Source organism: Actinospineispora acaciae DSM 45401 (genome assembly GCF_000620785.1).
GTDB lineage: Bacteria > Actinomycetota > Actinomycetes > Mycobacteriales > Pseudonocardiaceae > Pseudonocardia > Pseudonocardia acaciae.
Genome location: NZ_JIAI01000007.1, coordinates 200,526 through 226,311 on the forward strand (window position 1 = coordinate 200,526; position 25,786 = coordinate 226,311).

Here is a 25,786-nt window from a genome sequence, read left to right on the forward strand (position 1 = left end):
ATGACAACGCTAACCACTCACGGGCGGTGACCTGCGGAAACGTAAGCGTGGGCGCGGGCTTCGAGGCGGGTCTTGAGCGAGAAGAACAGGTCGGCGGCGCGGGCGCCGGCCCAGTCGGGCGGAAGTAGTTCGGCGGGCAGGCCGGGGTCGCAGTAGGGCAGCCGGCGCCAGTCGGTGAGGACGCGGACGTAGTCGACGAAGGCGTCACGTTCGTCCGGGCGTTCGTCCGGCCTGGTCCATCTGGTCAGCTTGGCGCGGTGTTCGCCCAGGAACTCCTCGTAGAGCCGGTGCAGCTCGTCGAGGTCCCACCAACGGGCGATCTTGTCGGTGAGGTCGCCGAACGCGAGGTGCTCGGCGTGGAACACCTCGGCGTAGGCGTCCAGGTCGTAGCGGCGCAGCATGCTGGTGGTGGCCGCGCGCAGGTGCGCGGGCGCCACCCAGACCCCGGGCGCGGCGGTGCCGAAGCCGAGCGCGGTGAGCTGGGTGCGCAGCACGTGCCGGCGGTGCCGCTCGGACTCCGGCACCGAGAACACCGCGAGCACCCAGCCGTCGCCGAGCGTCGCGCGCTCCCGCCGGAAGATCCGCTCGTCGCCCTCGCGCAGGATCTCCACCGCCTCGGCGGACAGCTCGTAGCCGGCCGCGCCGCCCTCCTTGCGCGCCTGGAGTATGCCGCGCCGCTTGATCCGGGAGATGGACGAGCGGACGGCGGGCTCGTCCACCCCGAGCTCGGCCAGCAGGCTGACCAGGGAGGCCACCGACAGCCAGCCGCCGCTCTCCCGAGAGTACAGCCCGTACACGGTCACGATCAGCTGGCGCGGCTGGGTGCTGCGCCGGGCGGTGTCCGCCTCGTCACCACTGACCGTTTCGGTCGTCACGCCGCCACGATATCGGGCCGGCCGGCGGCGGCCGGGAATACCGCCGCGCACGGGCGCTTTGACCCGGACATGCGCATCGGGATCTTCGTCGTCACCGAGGGGACGACGCTGCGGGCGATGACCGACCAGGTGGACGGGGCGGCGCGGGCCGGGCTGGACAGCGCGTACTTCGCCCAGCTCACCGCGTGGGACGCGCTCACGGTGCTCACCCTGGTCGGGCAGCGGGTGCCGGACATCGAGCTGGGCACCTCGGTGGTGCAGACCTACCCGAGGCATCCGCTGGCACTGGCCGGGCAGGCGCTGACCGCGCAGGCGGCCATCGGGAACCGGCTGGTGCTGGGCGTCGGCCCGAGCCATCCGTCGATCATCGAGGGCGGGTTCGGTTACTCGTACGAGCGGCCGGCCAGACACGTGCGGGAGTACCTCGGCGCGCTGCGGCCGCTGCTGCGGGGCGAGCAGGTCGACTACCGGGGCGAGACGCTGGCCGCCTCGGGCCGGGTCGAGGTGCCCGGTGCCGCCCCGCCGCCGGTGCTGATCTCCGCGCTCGGGCCGGTCATGCTGCGGCTGGCCGGGGAGCTGGCGGACGGCACGGTGACGGTCTGGGCCACGCCCGAGACGATCGGCGAGCACGTGGTGCCGGCGATCACGAAGGCGGCGCGGGCGGCCGGGCGGCCGGCGCCACGGGTCGTCGCCTCGCTGCTGGCCGGTGTCACGGCCCGGCCGGAGGAGCTGCGCGGCGAGCTGGCGGCCCGGCTGGGCGCGGCCGGCGAGCAGCCCAGCTACCGGGCGCTGCTGGACCGGCAGGGCACCCCCGGGGTGGCGGACACGATCGCGGTGGGCGACGAGGACGCGGTCGCCGGCGTGGTGCGCCGCTACGCCGAGGCGGCGCCACCGAGCTGCTGGTCAACGCGCTCGGCGACGACGCGGAACGGGCCAGGACGCTCGACCTGATGGCCACGCTGCGCCGCGAGTCGGTCCGGACGGGCGGCGCGAGGCCGGCGTAGGGTCCGCAAGCGTGAGGAGGGCGGACATGGGCGGCGGTGCGCGGGCGCGGGTGCGGGAGTTCTGCGAGCGGTTCGGGCTGGAGGTTCCGATCCTGCAGGCCCCGATGGCCGGGGCGTGCCCGCCCGAGCTGGCCATCGCCGTCGCGTCCGCCGGCGGCATGGGCGGCGACGGGGCGCTGCTGGACGGCCCGGAGCGCATCGCGGACTGGGTCGCGCGGTTCCGTGCCGGATCGTCGGGCGCGTTTCAGCTGAACATCTGGATCCCGGACCCGCCGAACGAGGACCAGGCCCGGATCGACGCGGCCCGCGACTTCCTGGGTCGGTTCGGCGAGCCGGGCACCGAGACCAGCACCGAGGCCGGCGCCGGGCCGGTGTTCGACCAGCAGTGCGAGGCCATGCTGGAGGCCCGGCCCACCGTCATCTCGTCGATCATGGGCCTGTTCGACGCCGACTACGTGCGGCGGATACATGAACACGGCATCTCCTGGTTCGCCTGCGCCACCACGTTGGACGAGGCGCTCGCCGCGCAGGAGGCCGGCGCGGACGCCGTGGTCGCGCAGGGCATGGAGGCCGGCGGGCACCGGGGCACGTTCGACCCGGACGCCGCCGAGCGCACCCAGGTCGGGCTGTTCGCACTGCTGCCCCGGCTGGTCGACGGGCTGCGGGTGCCGGTGGTCGCGGCCGGCGGGATCGCCGACGGGCGGGGCGTGGCCGCCGCGCTCACCCTGGGCGCGAGCGCCGTGCAGGTCGGCACCGCACTGTTGCGCTGCCCGGAGACCGGGATCAGCAAGGGCTGGTCGGCGTCCCTGGACGGGCTCGCGCCGGAGGCCACGGTGACCACCCGCGCCTACTCCGGCCGGCTGGGCCGCGCGGCGCCGACGCCGTACGTGCTGGCCTGGTCCGAGCCCGGCGCGCCGACGCCCGCGCCGTACCCGCAGCAGCGCCGGCTGCTCACCCAGTGGCGCCGGGGCCTGCCCGACGAGCCCGCCGGCCAGGCCGGTCTGGACCGCTCGAACCACTGGGCCGGCCAGGGCGCCGCGCTGGCCACCGAGGAGCCGGCCGCCCAGGTGATCACCCGGATGTGGCGCGACGCCTCCGCCCTCCTCCCCCCGACGTAGATCGGCTACGCTCCGGCGGATCTCGGAGGGGTGTGATCACACAGTGGCCTACACAGCGCGCGACAACCCACGTCGTGCCGCCGCCAAGATCAACGGTGTCCCACACTCGGCCCGGATCTGGAACTACTGGCTGGGCGGCAGGGACCACTACCCCGCGGACCGGGAGGCCGGCGAGGCCTGGATCACCGTCGACCCCGGGATCGTCCCGCTGGCCAGGCAGTCCCGGCGGTTCCTGATCCGCGTGGTGCGGTTCCTGGCCGGCGAGTGCGGCATCCGCCAGTTCCTGGACATCGGCACCGGCCTGCCGACCATGCAGAACACCCACGAGGTCGCCCAGGGCGTCACCCCCGGCTCGAAGATCGTCTACGTGGACAACGACCCGATGGTGCTCGCGCACGCCCGCGCGCTGCTCACCAGCACCACCCCGGAGGGCGCCACCGCCTACGTCGACGCCGACTTCCACGACCCCGATGTGATCATCGCGGGGGCCCGGGGCGTGCTGGACTTCGCCGAACCGATCGCCGTCATGTTCATGGGCGTGCTCGGGCACGTGGCCGACTACCGGGAGATGCTGTCCATCGTCTCCCGGGTGGTCGACGCGGTCCCGTCCGGCAGCTACCTGGCGCTCTGGGACGGCACCAACACCAGCCGGGAGATCGTGCGGGCCGGCGAGGCGTACGCCAACACCGGCGCGGTCCGCTACGTCCTGCGCAGCCCCAACGAGCTGACCCGGTGCTTCGAGGGCCTGCGGATACTCGACCCCGGGCTGGTCACGCTGACCCGGTGGCGCCCCGAGCCGGACGGGAACGGCGCGGCCCCGGAACCGGTGCACGGCTACGGCGCCGTGGCACGTAAGCCCTAGTCGCGACCCGTGAGTGGCTAGGGCCGTCATAGCGGCCCTAGCCACTCACGGGTTAGGCTGCGCTGGTCCGACGGCGGGCGAGGGAACCCGGTGAGAGTCCGGGGCGGTCGCGCCACTGTGACCGGGCCGAACACGGCCCGGCAGCCAGTCCTCTCCCCGCCGTGCCACCGCCGCTGGGCCGCGCCAGCCCGAGGAGGTACCGCGCCATGACGTCACCGCTCGTTCTTCTCCCGCGTACCACCAGGGCCTGACCCGGTGGCGCGTCGCGCGCCAACCCCGCTCGTCCTGCTGCTGCTCGTCGCCCTGCTGGCGGTCAGCGTGGTGCTCTCCACGGGGTTCGGCGCCGAGCAGCTCGCGCCCGGGGTGGTGCTGGACGTCCTGCGCGCCCAGCTCACCGGCGGCCCCGTCGACCTGGCGTACCACACGATCGTCTGGGACCTGCGGATCCCGCGCACGCTGCTGGCGGTGATCGTCGGGGCCGGGCTGGCCGTGGCGGGCGCCGGCATCCAGACCCTGGTGCGCAACCCGCTGGCGGACCCGTACCTGCTCGGGGTGTCCTCCGGGGCCAGCGTCGGCGCGGTCGCGGTGATCACCACCGGGGTGTTCGCGGGCGCGTTCGCGCTGTCGGCGGGCGCGCTGGTCGGGGCGTTGGTGGGCGCGCTGCTGGTGTTCGCGGTGGCGCTCGGCCAGGGCGGGCTGACGCCGCTGCGGCTGGTGCTGACCGGCACCGTGCTGGCGTCGGCGTTCGCCTCGATCGCCAGCTTCCTGGTGTTCCGGGCGGCGGATCCGCGCGCGGCGGAGTCGGTGCTGTTCTGGCTGTTGGGCAGCCTGGCCGGGGCGCAGTGGGCGGGGCTGGCGCTGCCGGCGGTCACGGTGGCGGTGCTCGCTGTGCTGTTGTTCGCCGGCAGCGGGTGGCTGGACGCGCTGGCCGCGGGGCCGGACACGGCGGCCGCGCTGGGGATCCCGGTGCGGGCGGTGCGCGGCGCGCTGTTCGCGGTGTTCGCGGTGCTGGTCGGGGTGTTGGTAGCGGTGGCCGGAGGGATCGGTTTCGTCGGGCTGATCCTGCCGCACGTGGCCCGGTTGCTGGTGGGCGGACGGCACCGGCGGATGCTCCCGGTGGCCGGGTGCGCGGGCGCGGTGTTCCTGGTCTGGGTGGACGTGGCGGCGCGGGTCTCGGTGCGGCCGGTGGAGATCCCGCTGAGCGTGGTCACCGGGCTGGTGGGGGCGCCGGTGTTCCTGCTGCTGATGGGACGGCGCCGGTACCGCTTCAGCGGCGGCGGCGCATGACGGCGGACACGCCGCACCTGAGCGCGAGCGGGCTGGACTGCGCGATCGGCGGGCGCACCGTCCTGCGCGGGGTGGAGCTGAGCGTCGGGCGCGGCGAGACGGTCGGGATCGTGGGGCCGAACGGGTCCGGCAAGTCCACCCTGCTGCGGGTGCTGGCGGGCATCCTGCGCCCGGCCGCCGGTCAGGTGCGGCTGGACGGGGTGGCGCTGGACCGGCTGCCGGGACGCCGCCGGGCCCGGCTGATCGCGCTGGTCGGCCAGGAGGAGCAGCTGCCCGCCGAGCTGCGGGTGGGCGAGCTGGTGGCGCTCGGCCGGGTGCCGCACCAGCCGCCGTGGGCCGCCGAGTCGCGCGAGGACCGGGACGCGGTGATCCGCGCGCTGGACCTGGTCGACATGGCCGACGCGGTGGACCGCCCGGTGGACCAGCTCTCCGGCGGCGAGCGGCGGCGCGCGCTGCTGGCCAGGGGGCTCGCGCAGCAGGCCCCGCTGCTGATGCTGGACGAACCCACGAACCACCTGGACGTGCGCCACCAGCTCGCGCTGCTGGAGCTGGCCAGGGGCCTCGGCCGGACGGTGCTGATGGCCATGCACGACCTGAACCTGGCCGCCAGCGCGTGCGACCGGCTGGTGGTGCTGCACGACGGGCGCGCGCGGCCGGCCGTGGCGCCGGAGCGCGCGCTCGCCCCGGACGCGGTGCTGGAGGTGTTCGGCGTGGACGCCGTCCCGGTCGCGCACCCGTTCACCGGCGAGACCCACCTGCTGTTCACAACTCGAGGACGGAGGCGCCCATGACACGCCGCTCGCTCACGGCGCTGGTACTGAGCGGCGTGCTGGCCGGCGTCACCGCGTGCGCCGCCCCCCAGGCCGCACCGCCCACCACCGGCAACACGGTGACGATCACGAACTGCGGCGCGCCCGCGCAGTTTCCCAGCCCGGCGCGGCGGATGTTCGTCAACGACGGGAACATGATCTCGCTCGCGCTGGCCCTCGGCGCCGCCGACCAGGTGGCCGCGATCTCCAGCCTGGAGGCGGACGCCCCGATGCTGCGCCGCCATTACGGCGACGCGCTGGACCGACTGCACATCGCCGCCCCCCGTCAGCCCGCGCGAGAGACGGTGCTCGCCAGGCACCCGGACGTGATGCTGGCCGGCTGGAGCTACGGCTACGCCGAGGCCACCGGCCTGACCCCGGACACCCTGCGCGCGGCCGGCATCGCGCCGTACATCCTGACCGAAAGCTGCCGACAACGCGCCGGAGAAAAGGCCAGGGGCACTGTCGAACCCTGGACGGCGGTGCGCGAGGACCTGACCAACGTCGGCGCCATCACCGGCCGCCAGGCCCGCGCCGCCGAGCTGGTAGCGGACATCGACCGCCGCCGCGACGCGCTCGCCAAAGCCCCCGCCCCACCCCGCCCGATCACCGTGTTCCTGTTCGACAGCGCCACCGACACCGTGTTCACCAGCGGCCGGTTCGGCGGCCCGGAGGCGATCATCACCGCCGCCGGCGCCCGCAACGCCGCCGGGGACGTGTCCGACACCTGGACCCGAGTGTCCTGGGAGCGCGTGGTCGCCAGCAAACCTGACGCGTTCGCGTTCGTCGACTACCCCAGCCAGACCTTCGCCGACAAGGTGGCGCTGCTGCGGGCCAGGCCCGGGGTGGCCGAGCTGCCCGCCGTCGCCCAGGGCCGTTTCCTGAACCTGCCGTACTCCATGTGGACCTCCGGCCCCCTCAACATCGACGCCGCCGAGACCCTGCGCCAGTCCCTGGAAGGCTGGGGCCTGGCACCCCCGTCCGGCATCCGCCCGCCCATCGACGACCGACTCGACTGAGCCCGCCACTCCCCGGCCGCCCCCGTTCACTAGTGCTGCGGAAACGAGGTTCCTTGCCCGGATTCGGTGATCCAGGTGCTGTGTCCCCGCGGGACACCCGCACCCGGGCAACCGCAAGGCTGTGTCTGATTCGGAGCCCCCGATACCGGGTTTGTATCGGGGACGACGACCTTCGGTCGACGACGCTGTGCCTTGCGGGGACACCCCGCATCCCGGGGGCGGGGCGCCGCCTGGGCGCCGAAGGCGGGTAAGACGACCTCGTTTCCGTGGCACTAGGGTGCCCGCATGGCGAAGCGCACGCGCCCGGGGGCCGGCAGGCCACGGCGCGTCACACCCGCATCAGGCCACGTCCCGAACGCCCCGCACGCCGAGCGCGAGCCCGACCTCCTCGACGACGTCCGCAACGCGCTGGCCGACGAGGATCCGCTGAGCTTCCTGAGCCTGGCCAGCACCCTGTTCGAGGCCATCGACCCGCGCAACCAGGACCCGTTCGCCTCCGACCACGACGACCTCCCCGCCTCGCACGACCAGCTGGTCAGGTCGTTCCTGGACGTCAGGCTCCCGGAGACCTCGGCGCTGCTGGCCGCGATCGCCGAGCTCACCACCGACGAGCTGCTGCGCGCCCGGATCGGCCGCGAGCTGGCCACCCGCGCCCACCCGCTGCCCCGGTGGCTGGCCACGCTGCACGACGCCGAGGTCGGCCCGACCAGCGAGGTCGCCCACGTGCTCGGCGACGGCGACGACATCGTGCTCGGCGTGCGGCTGGCCACCGGGCACGAGCTGTCCGTGCTGGTGTACGTCGACCACAACCTGGGCACCGTGGTGAAGGACGCGTTCGTCGTCTCCGAACCGTTCGCCGAGTTCCTCGACCTGATGATGACCGCGGCCGACGACCCGGACACCACCTGCACCCCGCTCGACCCGGCGGACGCCAGGGCCCGGGTCACCGAGGCGGTCGAGCAGGGCATCCGGATCTACCCGCCGCTGGAGTCGGACACCTGGCCGGCGTGCCGCCCGCTGGTCGAGTGGGCGGTGCGCCGGCTGCCCACCGGGGGCACCGGGTACGTCCGTCCCGACTGGAGCGACCGGGAGCTGGCGGGGCTGGCCGGGCGGTTCTTCGGCTCGGAGTACGGCCGGGGCCTCGACGACCGCGACCACCGCGCGCTGCTCGACTCGCTGCTCTGGTTCGGCATCGGCTACGGGCCGGGCGACCCGCTGCGCTGGAGCCCGGTCGCGGTGGAGATCCTGCTGGTGGACTGGATCCCGCGCAAGATCGTCGCCACCACCGAGTACCTGGCCAAGGCGCCCGAGCTGCTGCGCGCGTTCATCCGGTTCTGCCACCGCGAGCGGGACATCCGCGCCGAGCTCACCGAGGAGACCCTGGCCGCCGTCGACGACTACGAGCCGGACTACCTGGAGATCATCCGGATGTCCCGGCCGCGGGGTCCGGCCGCGCTGCTGGAGGCGATGGGGACCTTGTACCCGCCGGGCTCGGAGCCGGGCGTGCGGCGCCCGGACGAGGAGTTCGAGCTGGCCAGGGCGATGCTGGAGTGGGTCCGCATCGAGGTCGGCGGCCAGGACGCGATGGAGTCGCTGGACGACGCGCCGCTGCCCGACGAGCCGTTCGACTGGACGGGCGTGCCCGGCGACATCGCCGAGCGGGTGGGCGAGGTGCTGGGGCTGCTCGACGAGGGCTGCGAGGCGCTGTTCGGCATGGAGGCGCGCACCGCGGCGCGGCGGGTGCTGGCGCGGGCCGTGGCCGGTGACCCCGCGGTGTTCCGCCGGCGGGCTCGGGCCGCCACGGCCGCCGCCGCGGTGTGCTGGATCGTGGCGAAGGCCAACCACCTGTTCTCGATGGCCCGGCCCGGTCGGATGGCCAAGGACCTGCACGCGCATTTCGGGCTCAGGCAGAGCTCGTCGCAGCGCGCGCACACGCTGTTGCGGGCGGCGGGGTTCGACGACGACTTCGCCGGCGACATCGTGCTCGGCTCGCCGGAGTACCTGACGTCGGAGCGCCGCCGGGTGCTGATCGAGCTGCGCGACACCTACCGTGAGCGGGCCGGGGTCACCTGAGGGAGACCAGCGGGACGTCGCGCCAGAGCTCGCGCTCGTTCCCGCGCGGGTCGTTCAGGACGTGGGGGTCGAGGTCCCAGGTCATGGTGGCCCGGTTCGGTGGGTGGTACGGCGGCCAGTCGGGGCGCGGCGTCAGCTTGCGCGCGTTCGGGTCGCCGGTGCGGGCGAAGGACGTCCAGGCGTCCACCATCCGCGCGGACAGCTCGGCCAGCCGGTCCCGGTCGGTGCGCAGCGCCTCGGCGCCGCCGGCGATCCCGGTGAAGCGCAGGGTGCCGAACACGAACGGCAGCTCGGCGGTGTGCACGGCGCCCACCCCGGCGGCGGGCCGCCAGGCGAACTCGTAGAGGTACGTGGGCCGCCAGCGGGCCTGCGCCTCGGCCAGCCGGATCGCCGGCACCCGCATCGCCTGGTCGGTGAACATGGCCAGCTCGGCGTCGGTGGGCGAGCGGCCGGCCCGGTAGGCCGCGGCCATCCGCTCCCGCGCCGGCGCGAGCGAGCGGGGGAAGAACGTCGGGCCGTACGCCTGCGCCAGCGCCCGCATCCGCTCCGGCCCCTCCTGGCCGAAGAAGTTCACCTCGTCGCGGTTGGTGCCGAGCAGGATGTCCACGCCCTTGGCGTTTCCCTCGGTGACGCGCGCGATCGTCGAGTCCCGCACCAGCGTGCCGTCCACCGAGGGCCCGAAGTAGACGGCACCGGCGGCACCCGGCGCCGTTCGCGCGAGGGCCTTCTCCTGCCGTTCGACCAGCTCGCCGGCCGGCATCGTCTTGAGCACGGCCATGTCCTCGACCGGCGGGCGGGCCGGTCGCGCCGCCGCCGAGTGCACCAGGTACCCGGTGCCGCTCTGCAGGATGACCCGCCGGAACAGCCGCTCGGGGTGGTCGGTGGCCAGCATCGCGGACAGGCCGAACGCGCCCTCGGACTCGCCGAACGCGGTGACGTTGGCCGGGTCGCCGCCGAAGTCCGCGATGTGCTCGCGCACCCAGGCCAGCGCGGCCATCTGGTCGCGCAGCCCGTTGTTGGCCGAGCCCCGGTACGCCGGGTCCAGGCCGCCGAGCTCCGCCCAGCCGAGCGCCCCGAGCCGGTAGTTGATCGAGACGACCACCGCGTCCCCCTTGGTCGCGAGCGCGGCGCCGTCGTAGCGCGGCTCGTTGGCGGTGCCGAACCGGGCGGCGCCGCCGTGGACGAACACCAGCACCGGTCGGGCCGACGACCGGTCCGGCCTCGGTGTCCACACGTTCAGCCGCAGGCAGTCCTCGTCGCCGAACACCTCACGGTCGTCCGGGTACTCCTCGGACAGGCTGTCGCGCACCTGCGGGCAGACCCGCGACCCGTCGGTGGCGCGCAGCGTCCCCTGCCACGGCGCGACCGGTTGCGGCGGCCGGAACCGCAGCTCGCCGGTGGGCGGCGCGGCGTACGGGATGCCCCGGAACACGCACAGCCCGTCCCGTGCCGCGGCGCCCTCGACAGCGCCCTCCACGGCACCTTCCACGGCACCTTCGACGGCGCCGAGCGTGGTCCGCGCCGCGCAGCCGCTCGCGTCCGTACCGCCCTGCTCGTCCGCGTCGTCGCCGCACCCGGCCGCCGCCAGCCCACACACCGCGAGCGCCGCGGCCATCCGTCTCCACATGAGCCCATGCTCACCGCGCACCGGCCCCCGGCGGATCGCCGACGCGACCGAACCCGTCCTCGCTCCTCAGCGGGAGTCCTGGCCCGGGGTGACGAACCCCGCCTCGTAGGCGAACACCACCGCCTGCGCCCGGTCGCGCAGGCCCAGCTTCATCAGCACGTTGCTGACGTGCGTCTTCACCGTGTGCTCGCTGACCACCAGCTCGGCGGCGATCTCCGCGTTGGACAGCCCGCGCGCGACCTGCCGCAGGGTGGCGGACTCCCGCTCGGTCAGCTCGTCCAGCTGCCGCCGCAGCACCGGCCGCGCGGCGCCCCTGCGCACCACGTCGTCGATCAGCCGCCGGGTGACGGACGGGGCCAGCAGCGCCTCGCCCTTCGCCACCACCCGGACCGCGTCCGCCAGGTCGTCGCGCCGCACGTCCTTGAGCAGGAACCCGCTCGCCCCCGCGCGCAGCGCCTGGTAGACGTACTCGTCGACGTCGTACATGGTCAGCACCAGCACCCGCGCGCTGGTCCGCCGGCAGATCTCGGCGGTGGCCTCCACCCCGTCCATGGTCGGCATCCGGACGTCCATCAGCACCACGTCCGGCTCCAGCTCGACGGCCCTGCGCACCGCCTCGGCACCGTCCGCGGCCTCCCCGACCACCGTCAGGTCGTCCTGCGCGTTCAGGATCATCGCGAACCCGCCCCGGAACAGGTCCTGGTCGTCCACCACGAGCACCCGAACCGGCGTCACGACGCCCCTCCGACCGGCAGCGTCGCGGTCACCGTGAAACCGCGAGGGTCGATCTCCAGCGTCCCCCCACAGTCCCTGGCGCGCTCGCGCATGCCGAGGATGCCGTGCCCCTCCTCACCGCCCGTACCCCCACCCCCGGTGTCCGCCACCCGCACGACCAGCGCGTCCCCCGCCCAGTCCAGCAGCACCCGCACCGCGCTGCCCTTCGGGGCGTGGCGCAGCGCGTTGGTCAGCGACTCCTGCACGATCCGGTACGCCGCCGCGTCCACCCCGACCGGCGACTCCCTCGGCGTCCCCCGCCGCTCCAACGCCACGTCCAGGCCGGCCCTTCGGGCCCGCTCCACCAGCCCGGGCACCGCGTCGATGCCCGGCCGGGGCTCGCGGTTGCGGTCCGCCGCCTCCTCCTGCCGCCCGTGCAGCGCGCCGAGCACGTGCCGGAGCTGGCCGATCGCGTCCCGGCCGGTGGACGCGATGGTGTCGAACACCGCCTCGGCCCTGGCCGGGTCGCTGCGCACCACCAGCGGCCCGGCCTCGGCCTGCACCACCATCAGCCCGACCGAGTGGGTCACCACGTCGTGCATGTCGCGGGCGATCCGGGTCCGCTCCCTACGCACCGCCGACGCCCGTTCCTCGGCCAGCCGCCGGGCCCGTTCCTCCTCCGCCCACCGCTGCGTCCGGCGAGCCCGCTGGCCCACCCCCAGCGCGTACGCGGCGATCGTCGCGCTGATCACGTAGCGGTAGGTCTCGAAGTCCTCCCCGGGCAGCGCCAGCGACACGATCAGCCCGACCGCCAGCGCGATGCTCGCGCCCACCCGCCACGCCGTCGACATCGTCGCCGCCGCGAACGTGTACACGCACACCAGCGAGCCGTACGGGAGCAGCAGCAACGGCACGTGCGCCAGCAGCTTGTAGGTCAGCGCGAACGCGATCGTCGCCCCGCCCACCAGCACGCAGACCGGCAGCAGCGCCACCCGCCGCCACACGACCGGCACCGAGGCGAGCACCGTCAGCGCCAGCGCCCACCACGGCCGAGGGTACGGCACCAGCGCGGGGCCGACGGTGAGCAGCGTGACGGCGGCACCGAGCGCCGCATCCCCCCGGCTCACCCGCACAGCGCCCACCCGCAGACGGTATGCGCCCGCCGCCGTCGCCGCCTCCCCCCGGGGAGGGAGCCGCGCCTCGCTCACACGGCCGACGTCAGTGACCGCCGGCGAGCCCCTTCGGGAAACGGTCCCCGACGGCGCCGAGCTCGACGCCGTGTTCGAGCAGCGCCTTGAGCGCACACAGGGCGATGGTGAACCCGCCCGTCGAGTCGCCGACATGGCGGGCCACCTCGTCCTCGGTGCCGCCGAACCCGGTCTCGGTGACGTCGACGTAGGTGCCGTCCGGCAGCGCCTCGAAACGCAGCTCGACGGTCATGCCGTCGTTCCACTCGAAGACGATGCGGCTGTCCGGCTCGACCTCTTTCACCGCGATCCGCGCGGAGGCGCCGTACATCTCCCATTCCCAGGTCAGGTCCGCACCGGCGACCATTTTCCCGCTACTCTTGGTGTACCAGAACTTCGTGGTGATGGCCGGGTCGGCGAACGCCTGGAACACCTCACTTTGCGGCCGGCGGACAAGCATTCCCGCCTTGACCTTGCGAACATCGGTCACTGTCATGAGCCTTTCTGTTCCGTTGTGACGGGCAGCGTGTCGCCGGTCTCCAGCAGGGTCTTCAGGTCCGACAGCAGGTGCGGCCACCCGCCGCTGACCAGCTCCAACACCGTGCTGCCCGGCTCGAACCCCTCGTGGACGACCGTCAGCTTGACGGTCTCGCCGAGCGGTTCGATGTCGAAGCTCACCCGTGAGCGGGGCTCGGCGGCCGCCTTGGCGAGCACCTCGTCGCTCATTCCGACGGCGGCCGCGAACTCCGGCGTGAACGTGTGCCAGGTGTACGCCAGCCGGCGGTAGGGCTCGGACTCCAGGATGACCTGCTCCGGGTCGCTCATCCGCACGCCGTTCTGCGTCCAGACCATCGTCGAGCCCTTCTCCCAGTCCGACTCGAAGGTGGCCTGCCAATAGCGTCGGGTGAAGGCCGGATCGGTCAGCGCTCGCCACAGCCGTTCCGGTGTTGTCTTGATGTACGTGGTGTAGACGAACTCCGTACTACCCATCGGTTCCTGCTCCAATGCGGTCTTCAGGTCGGCGAGCGCACGGGCGCGCTCGCGGTCGTAGCGGTTGATCCAGCGGTCGGCGATGGCGTTGATCGGCGCGGCGTTGAGGTAGTGCAGCTTTTCCCGGCCTCGGCGCACGGTGGTCACCAGGTTCGCGGCCTCCAGCACCGCCAGGTGCTTGCTGACCGACTGCCGCGCCATGTCCAGCCCGGTGCACAGCTCGCGCAGGTTCTGCCCGTTGCGGGCGTTCAGGCCGTCCAGCAGCCGGCGCCGGCTGGGGTCGGCCAGCGCCTTGAACACCTCGTCCACCCGCACCGCCTCCGACATGCAGCCTTTTGGCTGCCTGAACAATAGGCAGCCGTCTGGCTGCATGTCAATCGCGGGTCGCCGCCCTGCCGCCGCCCTGCCGCGTGCTCGATACCGTGCCGGCATGCCACCTCCGTCGACCCGGCCGTCGCTGCGCGTGACGTCCGTGACGATCGCCGCGCCCGACCCGCGCGAGCTCGCCGCGTTCTACAGCGCCCTGCTCGGCTGGCCGGTGACCACCTCCGAGCCGCCGCGCCCCGGCATGCCGCCGTCGGACGGATGGGCGCAGCTGCGACCGCCCGAGGGCGCCGTCGGCCCGACGCTGAACTTCGAGTACGAGGCCGGCTACGTGGCGCCGGTGTGGCCGTCCGTCGAGGGCGAACAGCAGCTCCAGACCCACCTCGACATCGCCGTCGACGACCTGCCCGCCGCCGTCGCCTGGGCGCGACAAGCCGGCGCGACGCTCGCGCGGTACCAGCCCCAGGACGGCGTGCGGGTCATGCTCGACCCGGCGGGCCACCCGTTCTGCCTGTTCCTGTCTGGCTGATCCGCGCGCGGTCACCTTTGCTCGCCCTAGCCCGTCGCTGTGGGTAGATCGCCCGACAACGACCGAACAGGACGCCATGCCCGACTCGGAAGTACTGACCACCCCGTTTGTTGGCCGGCCCCCCAGGTTTCCGCGCCCGGTCGCCTTTGCCGTGGCCACCGTGATCCTGGTGTTGTTCCAGGCGGCGTCGAGCGCACCGGCACCTTTGTACGTCGTGTACCAACGAATGTGGGGATTCTCCTCGGCGACGCTCACGCTGGTCTTCGCGGTGTTCGCGTTCGGCCTGCTCGGCTCGCTGCTGGTGCTGGGCCCGCTGTCCGACCGGATCGGGCGCCGGCCTGTGCTGGCGGGCTCGATCGCGCTGGTCGCGGCCGCCCTGCTGCTGTTCCTGACCGCCCGCGACGTGACGACGCTGCTGATCGCCCGGGTGGTGCAGGGGGTGGCGACGGGAATGGTGCTGCCCGCGCTCGGCGCCACCCTGGTCGATTTCGATCCGCCGCGCGCGCCGGGCCGGGCCGCGGTTGTCAACGGCGTCGTCCCGATTGCCGGGCTCGCCATCGGCGCGCTCGCGTGCGGCGCCCTGGCCCAGTACGCCCCCGACCCGACCCACCTGGTCTGGGCATTGCTGCTCGGCGCGATGCTGCTCGCGTTTCTCGCCGTCCTCGGGTTGCCATCGTCGTCGGCGCCGCGCCGCCGGGTCCCGTTGTCGCTGCCGCCCCGGTTGTCCGTTCCGCACGGGCTGCGCGCCGACGTCTATCCGTTGTTTCCCGTCATCGCTTCCGGCTGGGCACTCGGGGGCCTGTACCTCTCGCTCGGCCCGTCCGTCGCGGCCACCGTCTTCGGCATTTCCGACCATTTCCTCGGCGGCCTGGTGGTGACCCTGCTCTGCGGCACCGGCGCGGTGACCGCGTTCGCCCTCCGCAACCGTTCGAGCACAATGGCATTGCGCACCAGCCTGACCCTGCTCACCGCCGGGACCACGTTGACGCTGGTCGGCCTGCTCGCCCATTCCCTCGCGGCCGCGGTCGCCGGCACGGTGGTCTCCGGAATCGGCTACGGTGCCTCCGGGCTCGCCACCTTCGGCGCGCTCTCCAAGCTCGCCGGCCCCACCCAGCGCGGCGAACTGTTCGCGGTGGCCTACACGGTTGCCTTTCTCACGTTCAGCCTGCCCGCCATCGCCGCCGGCTGTGCCGCCACAATGGTGGGACTGTGGGCCACGGTCGTGGCCTATTCGCTCCTGGTGATACTCACCGGAATCGTCGCGTTCGTCCTCGTCCTGAAACCGACTCGGTCATGACCGCCTCCCTCGCCTCGACGAGGCGGACGACCGCCACACCCTGTGGAGCGCTGGACTCATTGCCACGGGGAGCGCCCGAGTGGTGGTAGTATCGAACATATGTTCGAGTCATGGCCCACCGTCGAGCCTCCGGGCGGCCCCGGAGCGGGGTGGTCCGCGTGCGCACCCGACGGGTTGCTGGCCGAGGCGCTGTCCGGGCAGTCCGGTGGTTCCTGCGCCGAGCGGCTGGAGCGCGTGGCGGCCTGGGAGCGCGTGATCGCATGGGCTCAGGCCGCACAGCTTCGTGAGATCGCCGGCTTCGTGACGGAGGCCGGCTCGGATCCCGAGTTCGGAGACGACGCCGAGCAGGCACACCGCTCGGCGTGCGCCTCGATCGGGCTGGTGACGCGCGTCGCCGCGGGGACCGCCGCCAACCGGGTGCACGACGCATCGGTGCTGGTCGAGCGGCTACCCGCGATCTGGGATGCGCTCTCGTCGGGCCGGATCACACTGCCGTCGGCGCGCGCGGTCGCGGAGGAGACCCTGGGGCTGGACGCCCGGCACCTCGACGAGGCACAGACCCGGATCCTGGAACGTGCCGCCGGCCAGACGACGGGCCAGGTGCGCGCGCACGCGAAACGGGTGGTGGCCCGGCTGGACGCCGAGGCTGTCCGCCGCCGGGCCGAGCAGGCCCGCCGCGAACGATCCGTCAGCCTCGACCCGGAGCCCGACGGCATGGCCACCCTTCGGGCCTATCTGCCCGCGCACGAGGCGGTCGCCGCCTACGAGGTGCTCGGCGACTACGCCCGCCGCGCCGGCTGCCCCGACAACGCACGAACGATGGACGCGCGGCGCGCCGACGCCCTGGTCGACCTCATCCTCCGCCCGGGCACGCCCGACCCCGACGAGCCACCGACCGCCGGCCGCAACAGGGCGTCAGCGCAGATCCTGGTCACCGTCTCACTGACAACGCTGCTCGGCCTCGATCAGCTCCCCGCCGAGCTGGCCGGCTATGGCCCGATCCCGGCCGACGTCGCCCGCGAGCTCGCCGCCGAGGGCACCTGGCGACGGTTGATCACCGACCCGGTGACCGGGAGCCTGCTCGACTTCGGCACCGCCCGCTACCGCCCGCCGCCCAACCTGGCCGAGTTCGTGATCACCCGGGACCAGACCTGCGGCTTCCCCGGTTGCCGCGTGCCCGCGCATCGCTGCCGCCTCGACCACACGGTCCCCTTCGACCCACAGACGCGCGCCGGCCCCACCAACGCCGACGACCTCCGGCCGCTCAGCCGGGCACACCACCTGCTCAAGCACAGCCCGGGCTGGAGCCTCGTCCGCAACAGCGACGACAGCCTCACCTGGACCGCGCCCACCGGCCACCGGTTCACCCGGCACCCGCCCCGGATCGGCGAGCCGGACCGAGCCCCCGCACCGGTCACACCAAGCCCGCGCGAGTCACCGCCCGAGCAGGCCACCACCCCGGGTGCAGGCCCGGAGCCCTGACCTCGGCGATGATGGCCCGGTGACCGTGTACTTCATCGGCGCCGGCCCAGGCGCCGCCGACCTGATCACCGTCCGAGGTCGCGACCTCCTCGCCGCCTGCACGGTGTGCCTGTACGCCGGCAGCCTGGTACCGCCCGCGCTGTTGGACGAATGCCCGCCGGGGGCGCGCCTGGTGGACACCAAGGACCTGACGCTGGACCAGATCGTCGACGAGCTGGTCGCCCGGCATCGGGAGGGGCACGAGATCGCCCGCCTGTGCTCGGGCGACCCGTCGGTGTTCAGCGCGGTGGCCGAGCAGGCCCGCCGACTGGAGGCGGCCGGGGTGCCCTACGACATCGTCCCCGGGGTGCCGGCGTTCGCGGCGGCGGCGGCCACGCTGCGCCAGGAGCTCACCGCGCCCGGCGTCGGGCAGACGGTGGTGCTCACCCGGACCGCCGCCCGCGCCACGCCGATGCCGCCGGGTGAGGACCTGGCCACGCTGGGGGCGTCTCGGGCCACGCTGGTGCTGCACCTGGCCGTGCAGCGCATCGACGCGGTGGTCGCCGAGCTGGTGCCGAACTACGGCGACGACTGCCCGGTTGCGGTGGTGGCGCGGGCCAGCCGGGACGACGAGCTGGTGCTGCGCGGCACTCTCAGTGACATCGCCGGTCAGGTCCACGAGGCCGGGGTGCGGCGGACCGCCGTGATCATCGTCGGCCGGGTGCTCGGGGTGCCGGGCGGCGACAGCCACCTGTACTCGGCCGCGCGCGTGCGGAGCTGACGCGCGCATCCGGGCACTAGCCCGCTCATCAACATCATGTGTCACTCATGGCTCGTTGCGTCTCTTGTTCCACAGGGAGGCTTGCGAGCGTCATCGTTCTGTGGAAAATGAGCGACGTGTCCAATGCCAAACTGGACCTGGCGTCCAATCCCGATGCGGCGCCCGCCACGGCGGGGGCGGCGAAGGCGCTGGTGAAGGGGTTGGCCTTGGTCGACCTGGTGGCGGCGCACGACGGGCCGACGCGGCTGGTCGACCTCGTCGCCGACAGTGGGCTCCCCCGGCCGACCGCGCTGCGGCTGCTCGAGGCGCTCTGCCGGTCCGGGGTGCTGCGCACCGACGACGCCGGGCACTATCGGCTCGGGCCCCGTGTCGCGGCGTGGGGGCACGCGTTCGTGAACGAGCTGGACCTGCCCGCGATGGCCGCCGAGCCGATGGCCGGGCTGGTCGAGGCGTCCGGCGAGACGTGCTTCCTGGGCGTGCGTGACGAGGCGAGCGTGGTCTACCTGGTCGCGGTGAACAGCCCGCAGGCTGTCCGGCCGGCCGCCAGGGTGGGCTCGCGCAACCCGTTGCACTGCACGGCGATCGGCAAGGTGCTGCTGGCCTGGCTGCCCGAACCGGAGATCCGCGGCGCGCTGGTCGCCCCGCTGGAGCGGCGCACCGCGAACACGCTGGCCGACCCCGACGCGGTGGTTGCCGAGCTGGCAGCGGTGCGCGAACGGGGCTTCGCCACCGACGACGTGGAGAACGAGGACGGCGTGCGGTGCGTGGCGGCGCCGATCCGCGACCACGCCGGCGCGGTGGCCGCGGGGCTGTCGGTGTCCGCGCCGGCCTACCGGTTCTCCCGGGACGACCTGTTCCGGCTCGCGCCGGAGGTGCTGCGGGTGGCGGCCACGGTGTCCGAGCGGCTCGGTCACAGCGCGACCCGCACCGACACCCAAGCAACCCCGCAATGAGCGCTGTTCCAGCCTCGCCAGCGAATGAGGCGACAACACAGTCCGACACGACACGGAGGCGGCCGGTGAACAGCCCGAACGACGAGAGCTGGCGGGGCAGGGTCGGCCGGCTGGAGCGCGACGAGCTGGCCGCGTTCCTGGCCGAGCCGGTCATCGCGCGGCTGGCCTGCCTGGACGGGGACGGCTGGCCGTACGTGGTGCCGTGCTGGCAGGAGTGGGACGGGGAGGCGTTCTGGGTGATCCCGAGGGAGCGGTCGGAGTGGGCCGGCTACCTGGCCGCCGAGCCGCGCTGCGCGATCACCGTCGACGAGGACGGCGCCCAGCGCAAGGTGGTCGCCCGCTGCCTGGCGCACCTGGAGGAGCGGCCGAACGTGGGCGGGCGGTGGGTGCCGATCGCGGAACGGATGAGCACCCGCTACCTGGGCGAGAACGGCCCGAGGTACCTGGCGCCGACGCTGGACCGGCCGCGCTGGCTGTTCCGGCTGCAGCCCAGGACGATGCGGACCTGGCAGGGCCAGGACTGGGCGCGGCGGTACCGGTCGTGACGGTGGGTACGGGCGGTGACAGGTCCGGCGGCGGGGCCGGCGGCGGTCGTGCCACGGCGCTGGCCGGGCTGGTGGCTCCCGCGTCGGGGTTGGTGCTGGTGCTGGCGCTCGCGGCGGTCACCACGCCGGGGTTCTTCCGGGCGGAGGTGCTCGCCCTGGTGCTGTTCCAGGTCGGGCTGATCGGCATCACGGCGCTGGGCCAGACCGCCGTGCTGCTGGTCGGCGGCATCGACCTGTCGGTGGGCGCCGTGGTCGGGCTGACCACCGTGATCGTGGCGTCCTACGCCGGGGGCGCGGACGCTCGCCTTGCCGTCGCGGCCGGGCTGGCGCTGGCGGCTGGGCTGCTGGTCGGGTCCGTGAACGCCGGGCTGGTGCTGCTGCGGCGGGTGCCGCCGTTCGTGGCCACGTTCGCCACGTTCGTGCTGGTGCAGGGCGCGATCACGGCGTGGACCAGGGGCGCCCCGGCCGGCGCCATCCCGCCCCGGCTCGCGCCGCTGGGCACCGGCCGGCTCTACGAGGTGCCGGTGCCGGCGTGGCTGTTCGCCGGGCTCGCGCTGGCGCTGGGCGTGCTGCTGGCCAGGACGGGGTTCGGACGGCGGGTGTACGCCACCGGCGCGAACCGGACCGCCACCGCGATGGCCGGGGTGCGCACCGGCTGGGTGATCGCCACCTGCTACCTGGGCTGCGCCGCGCTGGCCGTGCTGGCCGGGCTGGTCAACGCCGGCTACCTCGGCTACGTGGACGCGCGGCTGTCCCGCAACCTGGACCTCAACTCGATCGCCGCCTCGGTGATCGGCGGCGTCGCGCTGGCTGGCGGGCGGGGCCGGATCGGCCAGACGGTGGCCGGCGTGCTGCTGCTGGCCACGCTGTTGACCTGGCTGGTGCGGCTCGGCGCCGGGCCGGGCGCGCAGCTGGTCGTCGAGGGCGCGGTGATCCTGGCGGCGGTGTGGTTGCGTAGCACGGGCTGGCGCCGCCGGCGCATGACCGAACAGGGAGCGTCGTGACATGGGCGTGATCACGAGGACGCGGGCCGCGGCGCTGGCGGTGTTGCTGGGCGCGGCGCTGGTCGCGGGCTGCAGCAGCCAGCGGGAACCGGTCGGCGGGGCCGGCGGCGCGGGCGAGGGCGGGTGTCGCAACGCGGCGGAGGCGCAGGCGAAGTACCAGCAGGCCTGGGCGACCGCCCGTACCCAGCTGGGCATTCCGGAGCTGGCCGCCGTCAGCGAGCAGGTGTGCGAGGTCGACACCGCCCGCTACGCGAAGCCGCCCAAGACCGGCGACGGCTACCGGATCGCCTTCGCGGCGCAGGGGCCGACCAACTCCTGGGGCCTGACCAGCGAGGAGGCGTTCAAGCGACACGCGGCCGGGATCGGCGTGCAGACGCTGTACGCCTCGGCGAACGGCGACGCCGCCACCCAGGTGGACAACATCACGCAGCTCGCCTCGCGGGACCCGGACGCGATGGTGGTGGTCCCGATGGGCGACAGCATCACCGGTCAGGTCCAGGCGGCCGCCGCGCAGGGCATCCCGGTGGTGCTGTGCTCCGGGCGGCTCGGCGCGGGCAGCGGTGCGGTGTCCACGGTGACCCGCCAGTACGAGCTGCTCGGCGGCATGTACGCCGAGTGGCTGGCGCAGCGGCTCGGCGGCCAGGGCAAGGTGGCGATGCTCTCCGGGCTGGCCGGCGTGCCGACCGCCGAGTACCAGCGCACGGCCGCGAAGAAGGTGTTCGCCAAGTACCCGGGCATCACCGTGGTCACCGAGCAGTACACCCAGTGGTCGCCCACGGTGGCCAAGACAGTCGCGGCGAACCTGCTCACCCAGTACCCCGACCTGAACGGGATCTGGTCCGACTCCGGGTACGGCGACATGGGCGTGGTGCAGGCCTACCGCGACGCCGGCAAGCCGGTCCCGCCGCTGACCGGCGACGCGGTGAACGGCTTCCTCAAGGCCGTCCAGGGCACCGACACGGCGTTCGCGGTGTCCTCGTTCCCGCCGGAACAGAGCATCCAGTGCCTGGACACGGCAATGGCCGTGTTGAAGGGCCAGCCGGTTCTCGACAAGATCTACATTGACTCGCCGAGCTTTACGAACTCCCGGCTCGCCGAGTACGTCAGGCCCGACTGCGGGGACAACCTGCTGGTGCCGTCCTCCCTGCCGCGCGAGCAGCTGACCGAGCTGAAGCTGTGTTGACCAGGACCGGCGGGAGGCCGTTCGGCAGCGAGGTCGCCACCCTGACCGCTACCGGGCTGACCAAGACGTTCCCCGGGGTGCGGGCGCTGGACGGGGTCGACCTGACCTGCCGGCCAGGGCGGGTGCACGCGCTGGTCGGCGAGAACGGCGCCGGCAAGTCGACCCTGGTGCGGGTGCTCACCGGCAACACCGCGCCGGACCAGGGGCGGATCCTGTTCGACGGCGCGCCGGTGACGCTGCGGACGCCCCGGCACGCGCTGGAGCTGGGCATCACCGCCGTGCACCAGGAGCTGACGGTGCTGCCCGAGCTGACCGTCGCGGAGAACGTGCTGCTCGGCCAGGAACCGACGGCGCTGGGCCGGCTGGACCGCCGCGCCGGCGACGCGTGGGTGGCCGGGGCGCTGGACCGGGTCGGGCTGACCGGGCTGGACCCGGAGCGGCGGGCCGGCGAGCTCTCGCTGGCCAACCGGCAGCTGCTGGAGATCGCCAGGGCGCTGGTGCGGCGCAGCCGGGTGCTGATCCTGGACGAGCCGTCGGCGGTGCTCTCCGGGGACAAGCTGGCCGCCCTGTTCGACGTGGTGCGCGCGCTGGCCGCCGACGGCGTGGCGGTGGTCTACATCAGCCACCTGCTCGACGAGGTCAGGTCGCTGGCCGACGACATCACCGTGCTGCGGGACGGGGCGGCGGTGTCGTCCGGGCTGGCGCACGGCTACAACGTGCGCCGGATCGTCCGCGAGATGGTCGGCCGGGACGTGGACACGGTGTTTCCGGTGCTCGCGCCGCCGACGGCGGACGCCGTGCTGGAGGTTCGCGGGCTGGTGCCGCGCACCCGGGGTCCGGTGCCCGATCCGGTGTCGCTGGACGTGTGCGCCGGGGAGATCGTGGGGCTGGCGGGCCTGGTGGGGTCCGGGCGCAGCCGGTTGTTGCGCACCCTGGCCGGGGTTCGGCCACGGGCGGCCGGGACCGTACGGGTCAAGGGGCGGGCGGTGCGGCGGGGCGGCTCGGTGGGCCGCTCACCGCGGCGGGCGATGCGGGCCGGGATGGTGCTGGTGCCCGAGGAGCGCAAGGCGGACGGGCTGGTGCTCGGGCTGTCGGCGAGGGCGAACACGACGCTGGCCACGCTGCGCCAGGTGAGCCCGCTCGGCTGGGTGTCCGCGCGCCGCGAGCGCGCCGCGTTCGCCGCCGAGCAAGATCGGCTGGGCATCCGGGCGGCCGGCCCCGACCAGGACATCGGCCAGCTCTCCGGCGGCAACCAGCAGAAGGTGGTGCTGGCCAAGTGGCTGCGCAGGCGGCCCTCGGTGCTGCTGCTGGACGAGCCGACCCGGGGCGTCGACGTCGGCGCCAAGGCCGAGATCTACCGGACCATCGCCGGGCTGGCCGAACAGGGCATGGCGGTGCTGCTGGCGTCCAGCGAGCTGCCCGAGGTGCTCGGGCTGGCGCACCGGGTGCTGGTGTGCCGGGGTGGCGCCGTCGTGGGCGAGCTGACCGGCGCGGACCGCACCGAGGAGAAGGTGATGCACCTGGCGCTCGGGACGGACTTCCTCGGGGCCGGCGAGGGGGCGCGGACATGACGGGCGCGGGCGTGACCACCGTCGAGCCGGCGGCCCCGGCGCCGGTGAGGCGGTTCGGTTTCGGCCGCTTTGGATTTGGCACCGCGGTGCGGGGCGGTGCCGCCGTGTGGGTTGTGGTCGCGGCCGCGCTGGTCGGGCTGACGATCGCCGACGGGCCCGGCTTCTGGTCGGCGGCGAACCTGGCCACCGTGCTCTCCGGCACCGTGGTGCTCGGGCTGGTGGCGCTGGGTCAGCACCTGGTGGTGCTCGGCGGCGGGATCGACCTCGCGGTCGGTTCGACGGCGACGCTGGCCGCGCTGCTCACCGCGATGCTGATCGACGGCTACCCGATACGGACGGTGCCGGTGGTGCTCGGCATGGTGGTGCTCGGGGTGCTGGTCGGGCTGGGGCACGGGCTGCTGGTCTCGCGGGCGAAGTTGCCGCCGTTCATCGTCACGCTGGCCACCCTGTACCTGCTGCAGGGGGTGGCGTTCACGGTCAGCACCGCGCCGGTGGGACGGGTCAGCTCGGCGCTGTCCGGGTTCGCGCTGGGCCGGTTCGGTCCGCTGCCGTACGCGCTGGCCGTGCTGGTGGTCGCGGTCGCGGCGGTGGCGTACCTGCTGCGGCGCACCACGTTCGGCCGGCACCTGCGCGCGGTGGGCGGGGACGCGCGGGCGGCGCGGTCGGTGGGCATCCGGGTGCCCCGGGTGCTGGTCACGAGCTACGTGCTGGCCGGCGTGCTGGCCGGGCTGGCCGGGGTGCTGCTCGCGGCGCGCGCGACCGTCGGCTCGCCGACCGCCGGGCAGGGGCTGGAGCTGTCCGCGATCACGGTGGTGGTGCTGGGCGGGACGTCGCTGCTGGGCGGGCGGGGCAGCCTGGTCGGCACCATGGGCGGCGTGGCGCTGCTGGCGCTGGTGGCCAGCTCGATGACGCTGCTGCAGCTCCCGGCCACCCTGACCGAGCTGGTCAGGGGCATCGTGATCATCATCGCGGCCGCGGTGTTCGTCACGAAGGTCAGGCGGTGAACGTGCTGTCGGTTGTGGACGGGCATGCGCACGTGTTCGGCGCGGCGGGTGAGACCGGGCGGTCGGTGCACCCGCTGACGCCGCCCGAGCGGACCGCGCCCGTCGAGGAGCTGCTCGGGCTGATGGCCGGCGCGGGGGTGACGGCGGCGGTGCTGGTCCCCGTCGACACCGCCGACGACGTCGTCGCGGACGCGCTGGCCCGCTATCCCGGCCGGTTCGCCGGCGTCGCGGTGGCCACCGACGCCGAGCTGGGCCGTTCCGGCGCCGACCCGGTGCGGGCGCTGTACGCGCGGCGGGCCCGGTGGCCGTTCGGCGCGGTACGGACCGGCTGGCTGGGCGACCCGGCCCGCCCGATCACCGACTCCCCCGCGCTGCCGATGCTGCGGGCGATGGCCGCCGACGGGCTGGTGCTGTGGAGCTACCTGCCGCCCGAGCAGCTCGGCCTGCTCGAACAGCTGGTCCGCGCGCTGCCCGAGCTGCGGGTGGTGCTCAACCACCTCGGGTTCTGCCCGCACGACATGCGGGTGGACGAACACCTGCGGCCGCGCTTCGACGACCCGTTCCCCGGCGAGCTGGTGCGGCGGCTGGCGCGGCTGGCCGACGCGCCCGGCGTGCACGTGCTGGTCTCCGGCCAGTACGCGCTGTCGGCGGCCGCTGCCCCGTACGCCGACCTGTTCGCCGTGATCAGGCGGCTGGCGGCGGTGTACGGGCCGGAGCGGCTCATGTGGGGTTCGGACCATCCGTGGCCGAGCCGGGTTCCCGGCTACGGCGCGCTGCCCGGGCTGGTGGACGCCGCCCTGCCGGACCTGGACGCGGCCGGCCGTGCCCGGGTGCTCGGCGGCACGGCGCGCGCCCTTTTCCCCGACCTGAACCGAGAGGACATACACCGAATGGGAGCTTTGACATGACCGGGCGGATCGGCATTGGCACAGCGCTGGAGGCGACCCGCGTCGTGGCCATCCTGCGGGCGGCCCGGGGTGATCGGCTGGAGGCGGTCTGCGAGGCGCTGCTCGGCGCCGGGGTCCGCTGCCTGGAGATCACCACCAACACCCCGAGCGGGCTGGACGCCGTGCGCAAGCTCGCCGCCGCCGGCACGGACGCCGAGGTGGGCGTGGGCACCGTGCGCACCGTCGAGCAGGTGGACCGGGCCGCCGAGGCGGGCGCGAGCTTCGTCGTCGCCCCCGGCACCAACGCGGCGGTCGGCCGCCGGGCGGGCGAGCTCGGGCTGGCCTGGTACCCGGGCGCGCTGAGCCCGACCGAGATCGAGCACGCCTGGTCGCTAGGTGCGGCCGCGGTCAAGGTGTTCCCGGCGGCGTCTGCGGGCGGCCCCGGCTACCTGCGCGAGGTGCGCGCCCCGCTGGACGACATCCCGCTGGTGCCGACCGGCGGGGTGCGCATCGACGACGTCGCCGCCTACCTCGACGCCGGGGCGTTCGCGGTGGGCCTGGGCGGCCAGCTGATCGGCGACGCGCTGGTGTCCGACGACGCCGACCTCGCGGCGCTGCGCCAGCGGGCCGAGCGGGCGCTCGCCGCCGCCGGGACGGCCGGCCGGTGACCGGTGCGGGACGT

At 74.2% G+C, this 25,786-nt stretch carries 25 protein-coding genes and 1 riboswitch; of the genes, 19 read left to right on the forward strand and 6 right to left on the reverse strand.

The window, feature by feature from the left end; genetic code table 11:
* Positions 1-17: 17 nt before the first annotated feature.
* Positions 18-875: a PaaX family transcriptional regulator gene (locus N912_RS0128945; protein ID WP_028925134.1), complete on the reverse strand. Its 858-nt coding sequence runs from the start codon at positions 873-875 to the stop codon at positions 18-20.
* A gap of 69 nt (positions 876-944) precedes the next feature.
* Between N912_RS0128945 and N912_RS55370 the strand changes: the two genes are divergently transcribed.
* The 7 genes from N912_RS55370 to N912_RS0128980 all read left to right on the forward strand — a co-directional run bounded on the left by N912_RS55370 (position 945) and on the right by N912_RS0128980 (position 9,047).
* Positions 945-1,826, forward strand: a complete 882-nt coding sequence (locus N912_RS55370) for a TIGR03564 family F420-dependent LLM class oxidoreductase (RefSeq protein WP_245645456.1) — start codon at positions 945-947, stop codon at positions 1,824-1,826.
* 64 nt (positions 1,827-1,890) lie between these two features.
* Complete coding sequence (locus N912_RS0128955; protein WP_245645458.1) at positions 1,891-2,997, forward strand: NAD(P)H-dependent flavin oxidoreductase; 1,107 nt, start codon at positions 1,891-1,893, stop codon at positions 2,995-2,997.
* A 43-nt stretch (positions 2,998-3,040) separates the two neighbouring features.
* Positions 3,041-3,859: an SAM-dependent methyltransferase gene (locus tag N912_RS0128960; RefSeq protein ID WP_051580943.1), complete on the forward strand. Its 819-nt coding sequence runs from the start codon at positions 3,041-3,043 to the stop codon at positions 3,857-3,859.
* A gap of 80 nt (positions 3,860-3,939) precedes the next feature.
* Positions 3,940-4,011, forward strand: a riboswitch (cobalamin riboswitch).
* 103 nt (positions 4,012-4,114) lie between these two features.
* Positions 4,115-5,146 carry a FecCD family ABC transporter permease gene (locus N912_RS0128965; protein ID WP_028925137.1) on the forward strand — a complete coding sequence of 344 codons (1,032 nt, stop codon included), beginning with the start codon at positions 4,115-4,117 and terminating at the stop codon, positions 5,144-5,146.
* Complete coding sequence (locus N912_RS0128970; protein WP_028925138.1) at positions 5,143-5,937, forward strand: ABC transporter ATP-binding protein; 795 nt, start codon at positions 5,143-5,145, stop codon at positions 5,935-5,937. The genes N912_RS0128965 and N912_RS0128970 overlap by 4 nt, the downstream gene beginning before the upstream one ends.
* Positions 5,934-6,974: an ABC transporter substrate-binding protein gene (locus tag N912_RS0128975; RefSeq protein ID WP_028925139.1), complete on the forward strand. Its 1,041-nt coding sequence runs from the start codon at positions 5,934-5,936 to the stop codon at positions 6,972-6,974. The genes N912_RS0128970 and N912_RS0128975 overlap by 4 nt, the downstream gene beginning before the upstream one ends.
* Positions 6,975-7,259: 285 nt before the next feature.
* Positions 7,260-9,047, forward strand: a complete 1,788-nt coding sequence (locus N912_RS0128980; RefSeq protein WP_028925140.1) for a DUF6398 domain-containing protein — start codon at positions 7,260-7,262, stop codon at positions 9,045-9,047.
* Here N912_RS0128980 and N912_RS55375 read toward each other — a convergent pair.
* The 5 genes from N912_RS55375 to N912_RS0129005 form a co-directional block, all read right to left on the reverse strand.
* On the reverse strand, positions 9,040-10,674 hold the full coding sequence (locus N912_RS55375; protein ID WP_051580944.1) for a carboxylesterase/lipase family protein: 1,635 nt from the start codon (positions 10,672-10,674) through the stop codon (positions 9,040-9,042). The genes N912_RS0128980 and N912_RS55375 overlap by 8 nt on opposite strands.
* Before the next feature lie 66 nt (positions 10,675-10,740).
* Positions 10,741-11,409, reverse strand: coding sequence for a response regulator (locus tag N912_RS0128990; RefSeq protein ID WP_037067133.1), 669 nt, complete (start codon positions 11,407-11,409; stop codon positions 10,741-10,743).
* On the reverse strand, positions 11,406-12,530 hold the full coding sequence (locus N912_RS55380) for a sensor histidine kinase (RefSeq protein WP_169747964.1): 1,125 nt from the start codon (positions 12,528-12,530) through the stop codon (positions 11,406-11,408). Before N912_RS55380 ends, N912_RS0128990 begins: the two co-directional genes overlap by 4 nt.
* Positions 12,531-12,606: 76 nt before the next feature.
* Positions 12,607-13,065, reverse strand: a complete 459-nt coding sequence (locus tag N912_RS0129000) for an SRPBCC family protein (protein WP_028925142.1) — start codon at positions 13,063-13,065, stop codon at positions 12,607-12,609.
* A gap of 2 nt (positions 13,066-13,067) precedes the next feature.
* Entirely contained in the window at positions 13,068-13,874 is an 807-nt protein-coding gene (locus N912_RS0129005) for an ArsR/SmtB family transcription factor (RefSeq protein ID WP_028925143.1), read from the reverse strand.
* 121 nt (positions 13,875-13,995) lie between these two features.
* Here N912_RS0129005 and N912_RS0129010 point away from each other — a divergent pair, with 121 nt between their 5' ends.
* The 12 genes from N912_RS0129010 to N912_RS0129065 all read left to right on the forward strand — a co-directional run bounded on the left by N912_RS0129010 (position 13,996) and on the right by N912_RS0129065 (position 25,772).
* Positions 13,996-14,418, forward strand: a complete 423-nt coding sequence (locus N912_RS0129010; protein WP_245645460.1) for a VOC family protein — start codon at positions 13,996-13,998, stop codon at positions 14,416-14,418.
* Between the two features lie 76 nt (positions 14,419-14,494).
* Positions 14,495-15,715 (forward strand): MFS transporter, encoded by a 1,221-nt coding sequence (locus tag N912_RS0129015; protein WP_037067138.1) that lies wholly within the window; start codon positions 14,495-14,497, stop codon positions 15,713-15,715.
* Between the two features lie 99 nt (positions 15,716-15,814).
* Positions 15,815-17,197, forward strand: a complete 1,383-nt coding sequence (locus N912_RS55385) for an HNH endonuclease signature motif containing protein (protein ID WP_051580945.1) — start codon at positions 15,815-15,817, stop codon at positions 17,195-17,197.
* 19 nt (positions 17,198-17,216) lie between these two features.
* Positions 17,217-17,957, forward strand: coding sequence for a precorrin-4 C(11)-methyltransferase (cobM, locus tag N912_RS0129025; protein ID WP_028925146.1), 741 nt, complete (start codon positions 17,217-17,219; stop codon positions 17,955-17,957).
* 116 nt (positions 17,958-18,073) lie between these two features.
* A complete protein-coding gene (locus N912_RS55390) occupies positions 18,074-18,910 on the forward strand; it encodes an IclR family transcriptional regulator (protein ID WP_169747972.1) in 837 nt (278 codons plus the stop codon).
* Positions 18,911-18,975: 65 nt separating this feature from the next.
* On the forward strand, positions 18,976-19,455 hold the full coding sequence (locus tag N912_RS60795; protein ID WP_051580947.1) for a pyridoxamine 5'-phosphate oxidase family protein: 480 nt from the start codon (positions 18,976-18,978) through the stop codon (positions 19,453-19,455).
* On the forward strand, positions 19,452-20,459 hold the full coding sequence (locus N912_RS55400; protein WP_051580948.1) for an ABC transporter permease: 1,008 nt from the start codon (positions 19,452-19,454) through the stop codon (positions 20,457-20,459). The genes N912_RS60795 and N912_RS55400 overlap by 4 nt, the downstream gene beginning before the upstream one ends.
* Position 20,460: 1 nt before the next feature.
* Positions 20,461-21,642: a substrate-binding domain-containing protein gene (locus tag N912_RS0129045; protein ID WP_028925147.1), complete on the forward strand. Its 1,182-nt coding sequence runs from the start codon at positions 20,461-20,463 to the stop codon at positions 21,640-21,642.
* Positions 21,636-23,213 carry a sugar ABC transporter ATP-binding protein gene (locus N912_RS55405; protein ID WP_156994130.1) on the forward strand — a complete coding sequence of 526 codons (1,578 nt, stop codon included), beginning with the start codon at positions 21,636-21,638 and terminating at the stop codon, positions 23,211-23,213. The genes N912_RS0129045 and N912_RS55405 overlap by 7 nt, the downstream gene beginning before the upstream one ends.
* Positions 23,210-24,217, forward strand: a complete 1,008-nt coding sequence (locus tag N912_RS55410) for an ABC transporter permease (RefSeq protein ID WP_051580949.1) — start codon at positions 23,210-23,212, stop codon at positions 24,215-24,217. The genes N912_RS55405 and N912_RS55410 overlap by 4 nt, the downstream gene beginning before the upstream one ends.
* On the forward strand, positions 24,214-25,125 hold the full coding sequence (locus N912_RS0129060) for an amidohydrolase family protein (RefSeq protein WP_028925148.1): 912 nt from the start codon (positions 24,214-24,216) through the stop codon (positions 25,123-25,125). The genes N912_RS55410 and N912_RS0129060 overlap by 4 nt, the downstream gene beginning before the upstream one ends.
* Positions 25,122-25,772 (forward strand): bifunctional 4-hydroxy-2-oxoglutarate aldolase/2-dehydro-3-deoxy-phosphogluconate aldolase, encoded by a 651-nt coding sequence (locus tag N912_RS0129065; RefSeq protein WP_037067142.1) that lies wholly within the window; start codon positions 25,122-25,124, stop codon positions 25,770-25,772. The genes N912_RS0129060 and N912_RS0129065 overlap by 4 nt, the downstream gene beginning before the upstream one ends.
* Positions 25,773-25,786 lie beyond the last annotated feature (14 nt).